Origin of the sequence: Nocardioides potassii (assembly GCF_021648885.1) — a bacterium.
Classification (GTDB): Bacteria; Actinomycetota; Actinomycetes; order Propionibacteriales; family Nocardioidaceae; genus Nocardioides; species Nocardioides potassii.
The window spans coordinates 438,058-455,833 of record NZ_JAKJHZ010000003.1; the positions used below are offsets into that span (position 1 = coordinate 438,058).

At 71.3% G+C, this 17,776-nt stretch carries 18 protein-coding genes; 7 read left to right on the forward strand and 11 right to left on the reverse strand.

Annotation, left to right across the window (positions count from 1 at the left end; genetic code table 11):
• Positions 1 to 4: 4 nt before the first annotated feature.
• A complete protein-coding gene (locus L2K70_RS03485; RefSeq protein ID WP_236399044.1) occupies positions 5 to 1,807 on the forward strand; it encodes an acyl-CoA dehydrogenase in 1,803 nt (600 codons plus the stop codon).
• Between the two features lie 6 nt (positions 1,808 to 1,813).
• Here L2K70_RS03485 and L2K70_RS03490 read toward each other — a convergent pair whose 3' ends face one another.
• Both L2K70_RS03490 and L2K70_RS03495 read right to left on the reverse strand, forming a co-directional pair.
• Complete coding sequence (locus L2K70_RS03490; protein ID WP_236399047.1) at positions 1,814 to 3,334, reverse strand: PH domain-containing protein; 1,521 nt, start codon at positions 3,332 to 3,334, stop codon at positions 1,814 to 1,816.
• Complete coding sequence (locus tag L2K70_RS03495; RefSeq protein WP_236399049.1) at positions 3,331 to 3,822, reverse strand: PH domain-containing protein; 492 nt, start codon at positions 3,820 to 3,822, stop codon at positions 3,331 to 3,333. Before L2K70_RS03495 ends, L2K70_RS03490 begins: the two co-directional genes overlap by 4 nt.
• Positions 3,823 to 4,137: 315 nt before the next feature.
• On the opposite strand from L2K70_RS03495, the gene ychF reads away from it, so the two are divergent.
• Positions 4,138 to 5,214 carry a redox-regulated ATPase YchF gene (gene ychF, locus L2K70_RS03500; protein WP_236399052.1) on the forward strand — a complete coding sequence of 359 codons (1,077 nt, stop codon included), beginning with the start codon at positions 4,138 to 4,140 and terminating at the stop codon, positions 5,212 to 5,214.
• Positions 5,215 to 5,230: 16 nt separating this feature from the next.
• Here ychF and L2K70_RS03505 read toward each other — a convergent pair whose 3' ends face one another.
• Positions 5,231 to 6,109, reverse strand: a complete 879-nt coding sequence (locus tag L2K70_RS03505; RefSeq protein WP_236399055.1) for an alpha/beta hydrolase — start codon at positions 6,107 to 6,109, stop codon at positions 5,231 to 5,233.
• Between the two features lie 70 nt (positions 6,110 to 6,179).
• A complete protein-coding gene (locus L2K70_RS03510) occupies positions 6,180 to 7,574 on the reverse strand; it encodes a flavin-containing monooxygenase (protein WP_236399057.1) in 1,395 nt (464 codons plus the stop codon).
• 66 nt (positions 7,575 to 7,640) lie between these two features.
• Here L2K70_RS03510 and L2K70_RS03515 point away from each other — a divergent pair, with 66 nt between their 5' ends.
• On the forward strand, positions 7,641 to 8,438 hold the full coding sequence (locus tag L2K70_RS03515) for an alpha/beta hydrolase (protein WP_236399059.1): 798 nt from the start codon (positions 7,641 to 7,643) through the stop codon (positions 8,436 to 8,438).
• Position 8,439: 1 nt separating this feature from the next.
• Here the strand turns inward: L2K70_RS03515 and L2K70_RS03520 are convergent, their stop codons facing one another.
• Together L2K70_RS03520 and L2K70_RS21525 are read right to left on the reverse strand one after the other, a co-directional pair.
• Positions 8,440 to 9,099, reverse strand: coding sequence for a TetR/AcrR family transcriptional regulator (locus tag L2K70_RS03520; RefSeq protein WP_236399061.1), 660 nt, complete (start codon positions 9,097 to 9,099; stop codon positions 8,440 to 8,442).
• Positions 9,100 to 9,192: 93 nt separating this feature from the next.
• Positions 9,193 to 9,993, reverse strand: coding sequence for a GAF and ANTAR domain-containing protein (locus L2K70_RS21525; RefSeq protein WP_236399063.1), 801 nt, complete (start codon positions 9,991 to 9,993; stop codon positions 9,193 to 9,195).
• 84 nt (positions 9,994 to 10,077) lie between these two features.
• Here L2K70_RS21525 and L2K70_RS03530 point away from each other — a divergent pair, with 84 nt between their 5' ends.
• Positions 10,078 to 10,569: an SPFH domain-containing protein gene (locus L2K70_RS03530; RefSeq protein ID WP_236399064.1), complete on the forward strand. Its 492-nt coding sequence runs from the start codon at positions 10,078 to 10,080 to the stop codon at positions 10,567 to 10,569.
• A 67-nt stretch (positions 10,570 to 10,636) separates the two neighbouring features.
• On the opposite strand, the gene L2K70_RS03535 is transcribed toward L2K70_RS03530, so the two are convergent.
• Together L2K70_RS03535 and L2K70_RS03540 are read right to left on the reverse strand one after the other, a co-directional pair.
• Positions 10,637 to 12,118 (reverse strand): dihydrolipoyl dehydrogenase family protein, encoded by a 1,482-nt coding sequence (locus tag L2K70_RS03535; protein ID WP_236399066.1) that lies wholly within the window; start codon positions 12,116 to 12,118, stop codon positions 10,637 to 10,639.
• Between the two features lies 1 nt (position 12,119).
• Positions 12,120 to 12,701 (reverse strand): hypothetical protein, encoded by a 582-nt coding sequence (locus tag L2K70_RS03540; RefSeq protein WP_236399068.1) that lies wholly within the window; start codon positions 12,699 to 12,701, stop codon positions 12,120 to 12,122.
• Positions 12,702 to 12,833: 132 nt separating this feature from the next.
• Here L2K70_RS03540 and L2K70_RS03545 point away from each other — a divergent pair, with 132 nt between their 5' ends.
• A complete protein-coding gene (locus L2K70_RS03545; RefSeq protein ID WP_236399070.1) occupies positions 12,834 to 13,418 on the forward strand; it encodes a TetR/AcrR family transcriptional regulator in 585 nt (194 codons plus the stop codon).
• On the opposite strand, the gene L2K70_RS03550 is transcribed toward L2K70_RS03545, so the two are convergent.
• Positions 13,381 to 14,616, reverse strand: a complete 1,236-nt coding sequence (locus L2K70_RS03550; protein WP_236399073.1) for an MFS transporter — start codon at positions 14,614 to 14,616, stop codon at positions 13,381 to 13,383. The two genes, L2K70_RS03545 and L2K70_RS03550, sit on opposite strands and share 38 nt — an antisense overlap.
• A gap of 76 nt (positions 14,617 to 14,692) precedes the next feature.
• Here L2K70_RS03550 and L2K70_RS03555 point away from each other — a divergent pair, with 76 nt between their 5' ends.
• Entirely contained in the window at positions 14,693 to 15,145 is a 453-nt protein-coding gene (locus L2K70_RS03555; RefSeq protein ID WP_236399075.1) for a winged helix-turn-helix transcriptional regulator, read from the forward strand.
• Here the strand turns inward: L2K70_RS03555 and L2K70_RS03560 are convergent.
• Complete coding sequence (locus L2K70_RS03560; protein WP_236399077.1) at positions 15,142 to 15,528, reverse strand: DUF4186 domain-containing protein; 387 nt, start codon at positions 15,526 to 15,528, stop codon at positions 15,142 to 15,144. The two genes, L2K70_RS03555 and L2K70_RS03560, sit on opposite strands and share 4 nt — an antisense overlap.
• Positions 15,529 to 15,554: 26 nt before the next feature.
• Positions 15,555 to 16,409 carry a helix-turn-helix transcriptional regulator gene (locus L2K70_RS03565; RefSeq protein WP_236399079.1) on the reverse strand — a complete coding sequence of 285 codons (855 nt, stop codon included), beginning with the start codon at positions 16,407 to 16,409 and terminating at the stop codon, positions 15,555 to 15,557.
• Between the two features lie 218 nt (positions 16,410 to 16,627).
• Between L2K70_RS03565 and L2K70_RS03570 the strand changes: the two genes are divergently transcribed.
• Positions 16,628 to 17,776, forward strand: coding sequence for a glutathione-independent formaldehyde dehydrogenase (locus tag L2K70_RS03570; RefSeq protein ID WP_236399080.1), 1,149 nt, complete (start codon positions 16,628 to 16,630; stop codon positions 17,774 to 17,776).

Consider the following 17,776-nt stretch of genomic DNA (forward strand, 5'->3'; position numbering starts at 1 on the left):
CCTCGTGACCAGCAGCTCGGTGATCCTCAACCCCCGCGACCTCGAGTTCCTCCTCTTCGAGTGGCTCGACGTCGAGAAGCTCAGCGAGCGGCCGCGGTTCGCCGAGCACGACCGCGCGTCGTACGACGCCCTGCTGGCGCTGTGCGAGGAGCTCGCCACCGAGCACTTCGCGAGCCACTACCGCAAGAGCGACACCGAGGAGCCGTCCTTCGACGGCTCGAAGGTCACCCTGATCCCGGAGATCGAGTCCGCGCTGCAGAAGCTCGCCCGCGCCGACGTGCTGACCCTGTCGCTCGACGAGGAGCACGGCGGCCTGCAGGTGCCGCGCGTCGTGGCGGCGGCGTGCATGGCGTGGTTCACCGCGGCCAACATCGGCACCGCGGCGTACTCGTTCCTCACCATCGCCAACGCCGGCCTGCTGCTCGCCCACGGCTCGCCCGAGCAGGTCGAGCGCTACGTCGGGCCGATGCTCGAGGGCCGGTTCTTCGGCACGATGACCCTCTCCGAGCCGCACGCCGGCTCCAGCCTCGGCGACGTCGTCACCCGCGCGGTGCCAGCGGACGACGGCACCTACCGCATCTTCGGCAGCAAGATGTGGATCTCCGGCGGCGACCACGAGATGGGCGACAACATCGTCCACCTCGTGCTGGCCAAGCTGCCCGACGCGCCGCCGGGATCGCGCGGCATCTCGCTCTTCATCGTCCCCAAGCACCTCGTGAACGACGACGGCTCGATCGGCGAGCGCAACGACGTCTCCCTCGCCGGGATCAACCACAAGCTCGGCAGCCGCGGCACGGTCAACACCGCGCCTGTGTTCGGCGACGGCGCCTTCACGCCCGGTGGCTCGCCCGGTGCGATCGGCTACCTCGTGGGCGAGCCCCACAAGGGCCTCTCCTACATGTTCCACATGATGAACGCCGCCCGGCTCGGCGTCGGGATGTCGGCGACCACCACCGCCTACACGGCGTACTTGAAGTCGCTGGAGTACGCCCGCTCCCGGCCACAGGGCCGGTCGCTGACCGCCGCCGACCCGACCGGGCCGCAGGTGCCGATCATCGAGCACGCCGACGTGCGCCGGATGCTGCTGGCGCAGAAGTCCTACGTCGAGGGCGCGCTCGCGCTCAACCTCTGGTGCAGCCGGCTGCTCGACGACCAGGTGACCGCCACGGACGACGACGAGCGGCTCGCCGCCGGCCAGCTGCTCGACGTGCTCACCCCGATCGCGAAGTCGTGGCCCTCGCAGTGGGGCCAGGAGTCGTGCAGCCTGGCGATCCAGGTGCTCGGCGGTGCCGGCTACACCCGCGACCACGACGTCGAGGCGCACTGGCGCGACCAGCGGCTCAACCCGATCCACGAGGGCACGCACGGCATCCAGGCGCTCGACCTGCTCGGCCGCAAGGTGCTCGGCGGCGGTGGCGCGTCGCTGATGGCGCTGGCCGGCCGCATCGGGGAGACCGTCGACCGGGCCACTGCCCTCGCCGGTGAGCCCGCCGAGCACGCCGCCGCGCTGAAGGCGATGGTCGACCGGCTCGGCGAGGTCACGATGAGTCTGGCCGGTCTGGGGGACCCCGACCGGATCATGGCCAACGCGACGATCTACCTCGAGGCCGCCGGTCACGTCGTGATCGCGTGGATGTGGCTCGAGCAGCTCGTCGCGGTGGGCGACAAGGACGGCGACTTCTACGACGGCAAGCGCGCCGCGGCCCGCTACTTCTTCGGCTGGGAGCTGCCCAAGGTGGGTCCGATGCTGGACCTGCTGGCGGCGGGCGACACGACCACGCTCGACATGCGGGCGAGCTGGTTCTAGGCGGTTCTAGCCGGCCTCGGCCGGCTCGACCAGGAACTCGCGCACCAACCCGGGCGTTGCGGCGTCGGCGAGGGCGACCGCCACCTCGAGCCGTACGTCGTGCACGAGCACGCGCTCGTTGCCGGCGGCCGTCGTGGCGACCAGGTCGGCGAGCCCGATGCGCCGCTGCCACCACGTCTGCGAGACGACCCAGCCGATGATGCCGTCGGTCTCGAGGACCGTGCGGACCCGCGCGAGCTGACCGCTGCCCGCGACCAGGTGGTCGCCGGTGAGCGCGTGCCCCAGGTGTCGGTACGACGACTCGCCCACGGCCGCGGCCAGCAGCAGGAGGGCGACCCCGCCGGCACCGACCCACCACCACGAGACGTCGAACCACCACGCGGCGACGGCCGCGACCACCACGAGAAACACTGCCTCGCGCAGCTGGCGGAACCACGCGCGACGCCGGGCGAGGCGGCCGTGCTCGACGAGCGGTGCCGTCAGCGGTCCGCGGTGCTCGAGCACGGTCTCGCCGACTCCGATCGCGACGTCGCGCGGGCACGGCGGGAGCACCTGGGTCACGCCATCCTCGACGCCGGTGGCCAGCGTCGAGAGCTCGGCGCCGCCGACGAGGCGCATGAGGACGGGCTCCGTCATCTCCACGCCGCGCACCTTGGCCTTCTCGACGGTGATCGAGCGCGTGGTGAAGAGCCCGCTCGTCAGGTGCAGCGAGCCGTGCTCGCGCACCAGGAGGAAGCGCCACCACTGGACGACGTAGCCGGCGACGGACACGACGAGCCAGATGGCGAGCGCCCCGGCGGCCAGGACGAGGACGACCGTGACGAGGGCGAACTGGATGATCCACTCCCACGCCGACCGGGCCGTCTCCTCGTTCCAGATCGGCAGGTCGTTGCCGAACTGGGAGAGCACGCCGAGCGCGCCGGCCAGGAGGACGAGGCGACCGAGGCTGAACGGCGCGAACCGCAGCCACGACCAGTCGATCCGGGCGAGCTCCACAGCGGGAGGAGCTGACGGCGGTGGGACCGCGACCTCGCCGTCGACGGGTGCGTCGGCGACCTCGACAGGCCCGGTCGTCGGCGGTTCGCGACGGCGCAGGAGCGTCGTACGGAGCGCACGGGCGTCTGCCGCCGCGAGCGCGTCGAGGGTGATCCGGTCGTCGTCGACGCCGGTGCCGATCTCGACCTTCTGCAGGCCCAGGACCCGGTGCAGCAGCGATGCCTCCAGGTCGACGCTCCGCACCCGGTCGAGCGGAGCGGTCGAGGTGTTCCGGCTGAGGATGCCGGAGCGGACCTGGACCTGGGTGTCGGTGAGCCGGTAGTGCGTGGTGAGCCAGGGGAGCGCGCCGAAGAGGAGCGGGGCGACCACGGCGATCGGCAGCAGCACCCAGCCGAACCCTCCGTCGCTCTGGCTGATGCCCACCAGCGCGACCACGACCGGCACGAAGGCCTGACCGATCGCCTTGACGGGATCGAGCAGGAGCTTGCGGGGACTGAGCCGGGACCACCCGTCACCGGGGGAGGGGATCACGTGGCGTCGTCCTCCGTGGCGGCGGTGATCGCGGTCAGCCGCGCGACCACCTCGCGAGCGGTGTCGGCGTCCAGGCAGTCGACGGTGATCGGACCGGCGGCCGACGCGGTGGTGACGGTGATCGAGGCCAGCCCGAAGGGCCGCATCAGCGCGCCCTGGCGGGAGTCCACCGTCTGCACCCGGCTGATCGGCGCGATGCGGGACTCCCGCCCGATCCAGCCGGAGCGGGTGTGCACCGCCGTGTCGGTGACCTCCCACCGGTGCACGCGGTAGCGGATCCGCGGCATCAGCACCACGTGTGCGACGGCCGCGGCGACGACGAGCAGCACGAGGACGATGGTCCACCCCGGCATGCCGGGCACGACGACGTACGCCACCACGGCTGCGATCGCGACGATCGCGTCCCCGATCGCCGCCGACAGCCGCCAGTAGGGGACCGCCCGCGGCGAGACCCGGTGGGCGGGCTCGCGCAGCACGACGTCGCTCATGCGGGCGAGTCTTGCAGGTGCGCCCGCGTCGGCGAACTTGTGCGATCCGGAGCTTCGCTGGGCGAGCCGACGTACTTCTGCAGGTTCGTGCAGTGCACACACCTGACCCTGACCAGACCTTCCCCTGCGATCCGGCGCCGGGGTGTGGTGGAGGGGCACCCACCAATCCGACCGACACTCGTGCGGGCGGTGTACGGCTCCTGAGCCGGCACCTTCCCTGACCGGGGGGAGGGCCCGACCCGCTGGGTCGGGCCCTTCGTCGTGGCGCGGTCGCGTTTCGTCCGCGGGTCCGGCGCCGCCGTAGACTCCCCGCCCGTGGCTCTCACCATCGGCATCGTCGGTCTCCCCAACGCGGGCAAGTCGACGCTCTTCAACGCACTGACCAAGAACGACGTCCTCGCGGCGAACTACCCGTTCGCGACCATCGAGCCCAACGTCGGCGTCGTCGGGGTGCCGGACGAGCGGCTGCCGCAGCTCGCGGAGGTCTTCGAGTCCGCCAAGGTGCTGCCCGCCACCGTCGAGTTCGTCGACATCGCCGGCATCGTCCGCGGTGCCTCGCAGGGTGAGGGCCTGGGCAACAAGTTCCTCGCCCACATCCGCGAGTCGGCCGCCATCTGCCAGGTGACCCGGGTCTTCCGCGACGAGGACGTCACCCACGTCGACGGCGAGGTCAACCCGGCCAACGACATCTCCACCATCCAGACCGAGCTGATCTTCGCCGACCTCGAGACCGTCGAGAAGGCGATCGCCCGGCTCGAGAAGGAGTCGCGCAAGGTCAAGGACCTCGTCGCCAACCTCGAGGCCGCCCGCGCCGCGAAGGACGCGCTCGAGTCCGGCACCCCGGTCATCGCGACCGACATCGACCGCTCGCTCCTGCGCGAGCTGTCGCTCTTGACGGCCAAGCCGTTCATCTACGTCTTCAACTGCGACGCCGACGAGCTCGCCGACGAGGCCCTCAAGGACCGGATGCGCGAGATCATCGCGCCGGCCGAGGCGATCTTCCTCGACGCGAAGTTCGAGGCCGAGCTCGCCGAGATGGACGACGACGAGATGGCGCACGAGATGCTCGGCGAGATGGGCATCACCGAGTCCGGCCTCGACCAGCTCGCCCGGGTCGGCTTCGACACGCTCGGCCTGCAGACCTACCTGACCGCCGGCCCCAAGGAGACGCGGGCCTGGACGATCCGCAAGGGCGCCACCGCTCCGGAGGCCGCGGGTGTCATCCACACCGACTTCCAGAAGGGCTTCATCAAGGCAGAGGTCGTCTCCTTCGACGACCTGATGGCCGCCGGCTCCATGCTCAAGGCCAAGGAGGCCGGCAAGGTGCGCATGGAGGGCAAGGACTACGTGATGGCCGACGGCGACGTGGTGGAGTTCCGCTTCAACGTCTGACCGGTGCAGCTGCCGGTCATCGAGCCGGGACGTGCTCGCGCAGGAAAGCGAGCTGGTCGGTGACCACCCGCTCGAACAGTGGCTCGACGTAGGGGTCGAAGTGGCCCCCGGTGTACACGCGCACGGTCGGCGCTGCCATCCGGGCGGCGGTAGCCCGGGCGATCCGGGCCGGCGTGATGGCATCCGCGTCCACGATCTGCACGAGCGCCGGGCACCGGACGCCGGACGCCCACCGTCTGGGGGAGTAGAGGCCGATCCTCAGCGCGATCCTCGCTGCGACGTCGGTGCGGTGCTCGCCCTGCGCGATGCCCGACTCGGCGATGAGCTTCTCGACCCCGGGCATGGCGTCGGGGGAGGTCATCACGGCGGTCTGTCCCGGGGCGCCGGCGGACTCGACGTAGACGGGCGCCCTGCCCGACCAGGCCCGGACCTGGTCGCGCACGGCTGCCGGGACGAGCCGGACGCCCGCGCGGATGCCCGTCGACCTCACTGCTGCGGGCCCGCTGACGTGGGGCACCTGGGCGATCATCGCCGCGAGCGGCTCACCTCGTCCGGCGAGGCTGATGACGTGACCGCCCGCGAACGAGGTGCCCCAGGCCACCACCTTCGCCGGGTCCACCCCGTCCAGGGACCGCGCGAACGCGAGTGCTGCTCGCCAGTCCTGGTGCTGCATGGTGACGTCGACGACCTGTCGAGGTGTCCCGTCGCTGTCGCCGAAGCCCCGGTAGTCGAACGTGACGACGGTGTAGCCCGCGGCTGCGAAGCGCTCGGCGAACGCACCCAGGCGCAGCGCTCGTACGGCGCCGAAGCCGTGGCCCATCACGATCACCGGAGCTTCCGTCGCGGACGACACCGGGCGGTGGACGGTCGCGGCGCACGTGGTCCCTCGCGACACGAAGGAGGAATCCTCAGCGGTGCAGGACGACGGCATGCCTGCGAGTGTCCTCTCGGGGCCGGTCACGGTGTCAGCCTGCGCTCGTGGAGCCGAGCCGCGAAGGGGCGCCGCCGGTGACCGCTCGCCGGGCACCGGCCTTGCGCTCGCGCCGCAGGGTGAGCATGTAGTCGTCGAAGTCGACCTGGATCGTGTGGCGCTTGCTGGCGACGTAGCGCTTGGCGATCGCGCTGCGGTGACGGTCGATCTCGCGCTTCATCTGCGACGCATCGGGCAGGGCGTAGCTCCCCTCGAGGTGGTCGGCGACCAGCTCGGACTGGCGCTCGGCGATCGGCATGATGGCACCCAGCGGCTGGATGAGTCCGACGAAGTACAGGCCGGGGACCGTCGGGTGGAACATGCGCTGGTAGAGCCGGACCTCGTTGTCCCCGCTCGGGTCGAGGAAGTCGGGGTCGAAGAAGGGGAAGGAGATCTTGTAGCCGGTGCAGTAGACCACCAGGTCGGCGGCCACGCGCGAGCCGTCCTCGAAGACGACCTCGTCGCCCTCGAACCGCGCGATGTTCGGCTTGGGCGTGATGGCGCCGTGCGCGAGGCGGTCCAGGATGCGGCTGGACATCGTCGGGTGCGCCTGCGCGAACTTGTGGTCCGGTTGCTGCAGGCCGTAGCGCGACATCGGGCCCGTCGCGGCGCGCATCATCAGCCGGGCGACCGGCCACCGCACCCATCCCGGGATCCGCTCGTGCCCGGCGATCTCGTCGTACGGCTTGCCGAAGACGTACTTGGGGATGATGTGCACGCCGCGCCGGTGGGCCAGGTAGGTCTCGGCCGCGTGGTAGCTGGCGTCCACGGCGATGTCCATCGCGGAGTTTCCCATGCCGAGGACGACCACCTTCCTGCCCACCAGCTGCTGCTCGTCGCTGTAGTGGTGGGAGTGGATCTGCTCACCCGTGAAGGTCTCGACACCGGGGAAGCCGGGCTCGGGGAGGCGGGGATCCCAGTGGTGGCCGTTGGCGACCACCACGGCGTCGTACGAGCGGGTCTCCCCGGTGCTCAGCCTCACGTCGAACCCGCCTCCGGCGAGTGCCTCGACGTGCTCCACGCCAGTGCTGAACGTGATGTGGTCGCGGAAGCCGAAGTGGTCGACGTAGGAGTCGAAGTACGCCGCGATCTGGTCGTGGCGGGCGAAGTTCGGCAGGTGCTCGGGCATCGGGAAGTCGCTGAACTCCATCCGGCTCCGCGAGGTGTTGATGTGCAACGACCGGTAGGACGACGACACTCCGTTGCTGTTGCCCCACACCCAGTTGCCGCCGACCCGGTCGGACAGCTCGAAGCACTTGACGTCGATGCCGCGCTCGTGCAGCACCTTGACGGCGGCGATGCCGGAGGAGCCCGCCCCGATCACGCAGACACGTTGCCCGGAGCCGTCGCGCACGTCGTACGGCGGGTGGGGGAGGGCTGTCGTCGTCATGGGAGTCTCCGGAGTGATGTGTGACCGATGGTCATATGACCAGTGGTCACTGTAGGCTCTCCTGCCGTGACGATCAACACCTCCGTGGAGACCACGACCGGACCGCGCGACCTGGAAGTGCTGTACGCCGCCCCGCCCGCGGACGGTGACAAGCCGCCGGTGCTCTTCGTCCACGGCCTCGGGCACGCGGCCTGGTGCTGGACGGACTGGATGCTCGAGGCCGCGCGGGCCGGACACCCGGCGTACGCGCTGTCGCTGCGCGGTCACGGCGGCAGCGGCGGATCGTTGCGCAGCGCCTCCCTCGGGACCTACGTCGACGACGTGGTCCACGTCGCTGCGACCCTGCCCCGTCGAGCGGTGCTCGTCGGGCACTCGATGGGCGGTCTGGTCGTGCAGAAGGCGCTGGCCCGCTACGGCGCTGCGGCGGGGGTGCTCGTCGCCCCGGTTCCGGCGCACCCGGCCATCGGGTCGCTGCTCGCCATCGCCCGCCGGCATCCCCTCGACGCTGCGCGCATGATCGCCGGAGGATCGCTCCCGCTCCGACCGGAGTACCTCGTCAACCAGCTCCCGGAGGACGCGGCGCGACGGGTGAGCGCCCGGTGCGGGAAGGAGTCCTCGGTGGCGCAGTACCAGCTGCTGCTCCACCGCCCGTCGAGTGCGCCGCGCGCGTCAGCGCCAGTGCTGGTGCTCGCCACTCCCGACGACGCCCTGGTCCCGATCACCGACGTGAGGAGGACGGCACGGCGCTACGGCGCGGAGCTGCGGGAGTTCCCCGGGATGGGCCACGACCTCATGCTGGACGGCAGCTGGGCAGGACCAGCGCGAGCGATGCTCGACTGGCTCGCCGCTCGAGCGTCGCGCTGAGTCAGGCCACCCCGACCGGCGCCGGCTCGAATGCCGCCCGCAGCACCGCCACCAGCCTCTTCGCGGCCGCTACCTGGTCGTCGTGGTCGGGGCTGCTCAGCCCCAGGACGGGATCCAGTCCGGGGCTGCTCGGCGCCACAGCAACATGGGGCAGCAGGACCAGGAGCAGCGACAGGAAGGCCTCGATGTCCGCATCGGGACGGAGCGCGCCGCTGTCCTTCGCGGTTCGCAACAGCGGCTCGAGCACCGAGAGGTAGTGCTCGTTGGCGACACGGCGGACCGCCGTGCGCGCCGAACGGTCCGGCTCGAGGTTCACCGCCACCGTCATCGCCAGCTCCAACGGATGCGAACGGAAGTACGCGACCCACGCCACCGTCAGGTCCTCGAACGCCCCGAAGAAGTCCGTCTGCCACGGCAGTGACGCGATGACGGGCTCCATGTCGCCGCGGATGCGGGTGCTCGCCCGCTCGGACAGGTAGGAGTAGAGGTCCACCTTGTCGTGGAAGTACTGGAAGAGGCTGCCCTTCGCCACGCCGGCCTCGCGCGCGATCACGTTGAGGCTTCCGCCGGAGAAGCCGTGCTCGGCGAACTCGGCCTCGGCTGCCGAGATGACCGCGGCGCGACGAGCCTGCGGCAATCTCTCCCACGTCGATGTGGGCATCTCACGCTCCTCCCGCCGAGGTGACCATCGGTCACAAGTGTGGCACGCCCTGTGCATCCCCGGGCGGCTGTCGAACGCGCGATGGCCCTTCGATCAGCCGGTGCCTCGCGAGAGAGGTCGGTGATCGATCGACGGGGGCAGCCCGACTCCGTCGTGACGGTTGTCCACGATCTGCTCGGCCAGGGTGCGGATCTTGATGTTGCCCTGGCTGGACAGCCGGGCCAGGACGCTGAACGCACGGGACGAGTCCAGGTCGTACCGCTCCATCAGAATCCCTGTCGCTTGACCGATCACCGTTCGGCTCGCCAGTCCTTGCGCCAGGGCGTCGATCTCCAGCGCCGAGGAAACGGCGATGGAGATGTGCGCGGCGATCGCGTAGCCCTCCTCCATCGTCGTGTCGTCGAACGCGTCGACCTCCTTCGAGTACAGGTTGAGCGCTCCGAGGTGGTCGGCGTTGGTGAACAGCTGGTACGACACCACGCTGCGGGCGGACGTCTGCTCCGACACACGAGGACCCCAGGTGGGCCACCGCGGATCGGCGGAGAGGTCACGGCTCCGGACGATGTGCTTCTCCCACACCGCGTCCAGGCGCGGCCCCTCGCGGAGGTCGTACTGCAGCTGGTCGGCGACGACGGCCAACTCGTCGGTCGCGGCGACCGTGGTCACGGTGTGCTTGCGGGAGACGAACGACATCCCGACGGCGTCACATTCCTCGATCGAGCTGTGCGTGACCTCCACCGCGGTCTGGAACGTCGCCCGCGGATCGTCGTGCGTTTCCTGAAGGCGGCGTCCTGTCCACGCCATGCGTTCAGAGAGTGACCCCGAAGCCATAGAGTTCAGCGTCCCACGATCGTGCCGGGCGCGCGAGCCCCTCCATTCGGAGTGGCTGCTCACCGCCGGACGCCCCGGGTCGAGGTCCGTGTGCGTCTCCTCGTACGCTGCTGTGATCCCGCCCGAGCGGGAGGTGAGGAGACAGACGTGGTGAGCCAGGAACAGCAGGAGAGCAGTCACGGCGCATCGCTCGAGCCTCGTGCCGACGGTGAGACCGGACGCATCGTGGTGCCGGGACCGCGCTCGACCTCGGCCGCGCGGCTCCTCGAGATGACCGCGCGGGACACCGACCAGTGGCGAGACGACGCTCGGGTCGAGGCCGCCGAGGTGGTCGCCGCTGCACGAGCGGAGGCGGACGCCCTGGTGAGCACTGCCCGCCGCACGGCCGACGAGCTCGTCGAGACGGCCCAGCGCGACGCCTCGGAGATCGTGCGACGCGCGGCGGGCGAGGCAGAGGCCATCCGGGCCGAGACCGCGGAGCGGCGTTCGGCAGGTGAGGCCGAGGTCGCGAGGCTGCAGCAGGTGGCCACGGACCACTCACACCGGCTGCGCGAGCACCTGCACGAGGTGCTCGACCGCCTCAACGACGTCGACGGCGCGCCTGCGCTGCGCGGCATGCGCAGGCGCGACGACTCCTGACCGGTCGAGCGAGCCCGCTACGGAGCGAGCCCGCCCGCGACGGCCTCCCAGCCGCTCCACGCGTACCTCAGGCAGGGACGCGCGCCGGCCGCCCGCTGAGGTCGTGACGTGAGTCGGGTCGCCCGTAGGCCTCGAGCAGCCGCAGCCAGGCCTCGCTGACCGTCGGGAACGCGGGGACGGCGTGCCAGAGGCGCTTCACCGGGACCTCGCCGACGACGGCGATGGTGGCCGCGTGGAGGAGCTCGTCGACACCGTCGCCCGCGAACGTGGCACCGACGACGACGTCGCGTGGGCGGTCGACCACGAGGCGCGCCTGCCCCCGGAAGCCGTCGGGTCGCAGGGCTGCGCCGGCGGTCGCGCTGAGGTCGAAGTCGACCGCCACGGCCTCGATGCCGCGTGACCTGGCCTGGTCGAGGGTGACTCCGACCGCCGCGACCTCGGGATGGCTGAACACCACCTGCGGGACGGCGGCGTGGTCCGCGGTGGCGGCGTGCCATCCCCACGGCTCGTCGTCGGCCGCCAGTCCCGCAGCCCTCGCGACGATCGCGTCGCCGGCCGCCCTGGCCTGGTACTTGCCCTGATGGGTGACCAGTGCACGGCCGTTGACGTCGCCCACCGCGTAGAGCCAGCCACCGTCGAGCAGCGTGCCATCGCGGTCGAGCACCCGGAGGGTCTCGTCGACGGAGATCCACGACCCATCATCCAGCCCGATGCTGCCGAGCCCCAGGCCGTGGGTGTTCGGCCTCCGACCGACGGCGACCAGGACCTCGTCCGCACGGACCGTCCCCGCGCCGCCGACATCGAGCTCGACACCTCGCTCGTCCCTGCGTGCCCCGACGACCTCCGCGCCGAGACGTACGTCGACGCCCGCGTCCTCGAGCGAGCGGACGACCATGGCGCTGGCGAACGGCTCGAGGTTCGGCAGGACCCCGTCACGGGCCAGCACGGTCACCGCAGAGCCGAGGTCGGCGTAGGCGGTGGCCATCTCGGTCGCGACCACGCCACCGCCGACGATGGCGAGCGACGCCGGGACCTCCTGCGCGGCCGCCGCGTCCCTGCTCGTCCAGGCCCCGACCTCCCGCAGCCCCGGGACGGGCGGGACGAGCGCCGAGGTGCCGGTCGCCAGGACGACGGCGTGCCGTGCCGTCACGCGGGCGACGGGCTCGTCGGAGTCGGCAGGGAGGACGTCCACTGCGAGCCGTCCGGCGAGGCGAGCGCGGCCGCGCAGCAGCGCGATCCCGGCGCTGTCCAGCCACGCCACCTGGTCGTCGTCGTGCCAGTGGGAGGCGAACCGGTCGCGTCGTGCCAGCGCCGCGGCCACCTGTTCGGCGGCGTCGGAGGCGCCGAGCGTGCGGGCCGGATGTGAGGTCGTGGCGGACAGCAGCGCCTTGGTCGGCATGCAGGCCCAGTAGGAGCACTCGCCGCCGACGAGCTGCTGCTCGACGACCACCGCGGTGAGACCGCCGGCGACCACCCGGTCGGCGACGTTCTCGCCCGCCGGTCCGGCGCCGATCACGACGACGTCGTAGAGGTGTTCTGTCACGGTCATCTCAGCGGACCTCGGTCGTCTCGGTGTGGTGGGTCGTACGACGCAGGCGCAGGCCCGAGACGAGGAAGAACAGGCCGCCCAGGGTCGCGTAGCCCGCGAGGGGCCGCAGCGACGTGCTGTCGGCCGCGGAGGCGAGGAAGCCGACCCCGGCGAGGACCGAGATCCCGCCGCTCAGGATGAGCGGCCACTGGCCGCCGAGCGAGCGACGCAGGACAGCGACGACCAGCTGGACCCCGCCGGACGCGATCGCCCAAGCGCCCCAGACGAGCACGACGTCGCCGACGTCGTCGGTGCCGGCGAGGGCGATGCCCACGACCGCGGCCAGGCTGATGACGGCGTTGAGGAGCAGGACGGACGTCGGACGACCTGCAGCAGTCGCGCTCCGCGCGTCCACCAGCACGGCGGCGAGGTCCACCGCGGGGTAGAGGAGAGCGAGCGCGAAGACGGGCGCCGACAGGGTGTCGCTCGTCGACGTTGCGGCGATCAGGACCGCCCAGGCGAACGCGAACGCGGCCCGGGTCAGGTAGATGCGCGACAGCCCGGTCGGGACGACGGCTGGTGGCGCGGACAGTGCGGTGGACATGTGTGCTCCTCGATTAGGTTCGGCATTCGCTCCAAGCAGAGCGAACGATCGTTCTGACAGTGACACATGTCCGGCGGCAATGCAACCGAACGTTCTGTTTGATCGAACTGATCGTTCTGCTAGGCTCCCCGGATGAGCGCTTCCGCACCCCCGGTGTCCTCCGAGGCCCGCACGCGCCTCCTGGGCACGGCGAGCGGCATCTTCTACGCCAAGGGCATCAACGCCGTCGGGGTCGACGAGATCGTGGAGGCGGCCCGGGTGACGAGGTCGACGCTCTATCGCCACTTCGGCAGCAAGGACGGCCTCGTCGTCGCCTACCTCGATGCGGCGAGCGCGATGGAGCGTGCCGCGGTCGAGGGCGCGCTCGCGCAGGTCCGGGACGGCGGTGCGCCGGCCGGGAAGGTCGGCGGCGCCATCGGTGCGCTCGCCGGGGCGGTGGTCGCGCAGATCCACGATCCCGCCTTCCGCGGGTGCGCGTTCCTCAACGCGACGGCCGAGTTCCCCGACCCGTCGCACCCGATCCACCAGGCAGTGCTGCGTCACCGTGCCTGGTACGCCGACCAGGTGTCGCAGGCACTCGACAGCGACGCCGACGCCGCCACGCTGTTCGTGCTGCTGCGCGACGGTGCGATGGCCGCCGGCTGTCTCGCCGACCCCGACGCGGTGACCTCGGCGTTCCTCAAGGGCGTCGCGGGCCTGGTCTCGCCGTCGCGATGACGGCGTGCTCCTCGCTGGGCCGAGCATCGGTCAGGCGCCGAGGACCCGCTAGCGCGAGGGCGGCCACGATGACGACGAGCGTCCCGTAGAGCGCGATCACCGCCGAGAGCCCGAGCCACGGCACCAGCAGTCCGGCGACGAGGGCGGGCAGGCCGTAGGCCACGTAGCAGACGACGTAGACCGCCGAGATGAGGCTCGCTCGTCCTGTCGGCGGTGCCGTGGCGAGCACCAGCCTCAGCGGCGCCTGGAAGCCGGCGCCGAAGCCGACGCCCGCGACGACGGCCCCGAGTGCGACACCGGGCAGGAGCTGGAGCAGGACCGAGGCGACGGTCAGGACGGAGCCCGTGACGAGCGCGGCGACGCCCACGCCGAGAGCGCGACGGGCGTCGACGTGCTGGAGCGCGACGACGGCCGACGCTCCCGCCCCTGTCGTCGCGGCGATGAGCGCACCCGCTGCGAAGTGGCTCGACGTGCCGAAGACGTCGGCGAGCGCGGACGGCATGAGCGAGAGGAACAGTCCCGCGACCGCCCAGCTGGCGGCGATGGCGCGGGCGCCGCTGCGGAACTCCACGCGGGAGGCGGCCGGGACCGAGATGGCGGGTCGCAGTGACCGCAGTGCTCCTGGTCTGCGCTCGACGTCGTCGGGGACGAGGGGGAGCAGCAGCGTCAGCAGGGCGAGGACCGAGCCGAAGACGACGTAGACGAGCACCTCGGGTGCCGGGGCCCACTGCACGAGGGTGCCGCTGGCGAGTGCTCCGACGCTCAGCGCGAGTGCCGGCATGGCCGCGTTGACGGTGCTGGCGAGCTCGGGACGTCCGGGCGGGGCCTGGTCGATGAGTGCCGCTCCGAGGGCGCCGAGCGTCACCCCGACGGCGACCCCCTGCTCGACGCGGCCCGCCACGAGCGCCGCGAACCCGCCCGCCGTTGCGAGCACGACGTGCGACACCACGATGCCGAGGGACCCGACGACGAGCACCGGGCGTCGTCCGACGTGGTCCGACAGGCGCCCGGCCACGAGCACGCTCGCCAGGATGCCGACCATGTACGCGGCGAAGGCCGCGGTGAGCATGAACGGCGAGAGGTCCCACTCGGCCGCGTAGACCGGGTAGAGGGGCGAGGGGACCGCCGACGACGCGACCGCGACCAGGAAGAGGACCGCGAGCACCCAGAACCACGTGCTCGACCTCGATGTCGCCATGTCGCCTCCTCGCCGTCTGAATAGGAAAAACCTAGTCAGGTGGATCGGGAGTTGTCCAGTCCGTCATGATCACGTCATGGCGCGATCAGGCATGGCGGACGACTCGTGCGGGATCGCACGGGGGTTGGACCTGCTCGGCGAGCGGTGGACCGGGCTGGTGCTCCGTGACGTGCTCCGCGGGTTCGAGCGGTTCAGCGACCTGCAGCGCGAGCTGGGCGTGGCGCCCGACGTGCTCTCGGACCGGCTGGCCAAGCTCACCCGGGCCGGCGTGGTGAGCAAGGTGGAGTACCGGGAGCCGGGGCACCGTCCTCGCCCGAAGTACGTCGCAACCGAGTCCGGCATCCGGCTCGGTCTGGTCCTGGCCGCGCTCAACGACTGGGCGGACGAGTTCCGGCCGGTGCCGACGGGACGTCCCAATGCGTTGCGTTACGTCGAGGGGCCGACTGGTCAGGCGGTCCACCTGGCGCCGGTCGACGACGCCGGCCGGGTCGTGGACGATGCCCGGGTCGAGCTGCAGGTGCTGCGCTAGGCCCGTGGTCCGTCGACGGGCTCGGCCAGCTCGCGATCGATCCAGCGGCCGATGACCTCGACGACGTAGGCCAGCTCGTCGCGGTCGAGCCGGAGCCCCTTCGCGATGTCGTGCCAGGTCTCCAGGCACGTCCGGCAGCAGGTGGCCGTCGCGTGCTGGGCGACGAAGACCGGGTGGTTGCGGTACGGCGTCTGTCGGCCGTCGTTGCGCGGCTCGGCGGGCGCGAGCCGTTCCAGCACGATCTCGGAGGCATGGGCCCGGATCGTCCGGGGTCCGCGCTGCTCCGCGATGGCCCGCTCGCGCCCGCGCAGGTGGAACCCCCGCCCGAACGGTCGCGCGCTGGCACGATCGATCCGGTCGTCGATCTCGGACGGGTCAGGCACCGCGCCACCCTGGGCAGGACACGGGCTCAGCCGGCAGGCGGCGCTGGGACGTAGCAGCCCTCGCGCTCGGCTCGTACTGCTGCGTGGGTCCGGGTCGGCACGTCCAGCTTGTGCAGGATGTGCTCGACGTGGGTCGCCACGGTGCGGGCGGCGATGACGAGGTGCTCCGCGATCTGCTGGTTGGAGCGACCGTCGACCATCAGGCCCAGCACCTCGAGCTCGCGTGCCGTCAGGTTGTTGCAATGACCGTCATCGCTCGCCAGGACGGCGCCCAGGACGAAGCGGGGAGCGTCGGTCGCTGCCAGCACCGTGATGCGTACGTGGGGCGGATGGGGGGTTCCGTCGCTCACGGGCCACATGAAGGTCCGGTAGACCTGGCCGTCGAGCAGGACGCGACGGGCGACGTCGACGACGTGCGGCAGCCGCGACAGCAGGTCGTCGCGCATCCCCGGGAACGGGTGGGTGCCGCCGTTCTGCAGGAGGACGACGCCGGACGAGGCGGCGTGGACGATCTTGGCCGAGGCCAGCACGGACCGCATCGGCGAGATGCCCTCGGCGATCACGGACGAGAGTGTCGCGAGGTGGCCGCGCACTGCCTCGCTCGGCGGGTCCGCGACCGGGAACAGGAGGTGGAGCACCCCGAGCGGATGACCGTCAGGCTCGGCGAGCGTGACGGCCAGAACGGGGCGGCCGACGTGCTCGTGGAGCCCGGGGCTCCCGGCGGTGGCGTAGACCTCCTCGTCCGGGTCCGACAACGTCATCCAGATGTCGTCGACGGGCAACCAGCCGTCGAGGCTCTCGACGAGCCCGCGCGCGCGCTCGAGCAGGGGCGCGCTCGACGTCGCGACCTCCAGCATCTGGGCCACGGGTGGCTCGTCCACGGGCATGGCTTCTCTCTCCACCGGCACTCGCGGACCAGCTGCGAGCACCCGTGCGCTCGTCCCCAGCGCGGCCGGCTTCTGGGCCCGGGGACACCAGGCCCGTACCCCGGACGGAGATCGGTATGTCTGCCGATAGCACCCACCTCGCCGCCCCTGCCTGAATGGAGGGACGAGTCGCCGAGCATTGGCGACACCGATCTCGGAACCAGGAGGATCACATGAAGGCAGTGGTGTACGAAGGCCCGCGCAAGGTCAGCGTCAAGGACGTCCCGGACGCGAGGATCGAGAGGCCCACCGACGTCCTGGTCCGCATCACCTCCGCGAACATCTGCGGCTCGGACCTCCACATGTACGAGGGCCGGACGGACTTCGAGACCGGTCGGTGGTTCGGCCACGAGAACCTCGGCGAGGTGGTCGAGGTCGGCGACGGCGTCGACAAGGTCCAGGTCGGCGACTACGTGGTACTGCCCTTCAACATCGCCTGCGGCCACTGCAAGAACTGCGAGCAGCAGCTCACCAACTACTGCCTCACCGCGCAACCCGACCCGAAGATGGCGGGCGCGGCCTACGGCTTCGCCGACATGGGCCCCTACGGCGGCGGCCAGGCCGAGCTGCTCCGTGTCCCGTGGGGTGACTTCAACTGCCTGCGGCTCGGCGAGGACGCCGCGGAGCGCCAGACCGACTACGTGATGCTCGCCGACATCTTCCCGACCGGCTACCACGCCACCGAGATGGCCGGGGTCAAGCCGGGTGACCAGACGGTGATCTACGGCGCCGGCCCCGTCGGCCTCATGGCCGCCCTGTCCGCGACCATCCGCGGCGCCAGCAAGGTGATGGTCGTGGATCGCCACCCGGACCGGTTGCGGCTCGCCGAGTCGATCGGCGCCATCGCCATCGACGACTCGAAGGTCGACCCGGTCGAGGCGGTCCTCGAGCAGACGATGGGGCTCGGCGCCGACAACGGCTGCGAGTGCGTGGGCTACCAGGCCCACGAGCCCGACGGGCAGGAGCAGGCCAACCTGACCATGAACCGGCTGGTGGCGTCCGTGCGCCTCACCGGCAAGATCGGCAACGTCGGCGTGTTCGTCCCGCAGGACCCGGGCGCCAACGACGAGCTCGCCAAGCAGGGCAAGCTCGCCTTCGACTACGGCATGTTCTGGTTCAAGGGCCAGCACGTCGGCACCGGCCAGGCGCCGGTCAAGAAGTACAACCGCCAGCTGCGCGACCTGATCGCCGGCGGCAAGGCCGAGCCGTCGTTCATCGTCAGCCACGAGCTGCCCCTCGACCAGGCACCCGAGGCCTACGAGCACTTCGACAACCGCGACGACGGCTGGACCAAGGTCGTCCTGCACCCGGCCGGTGCCTGA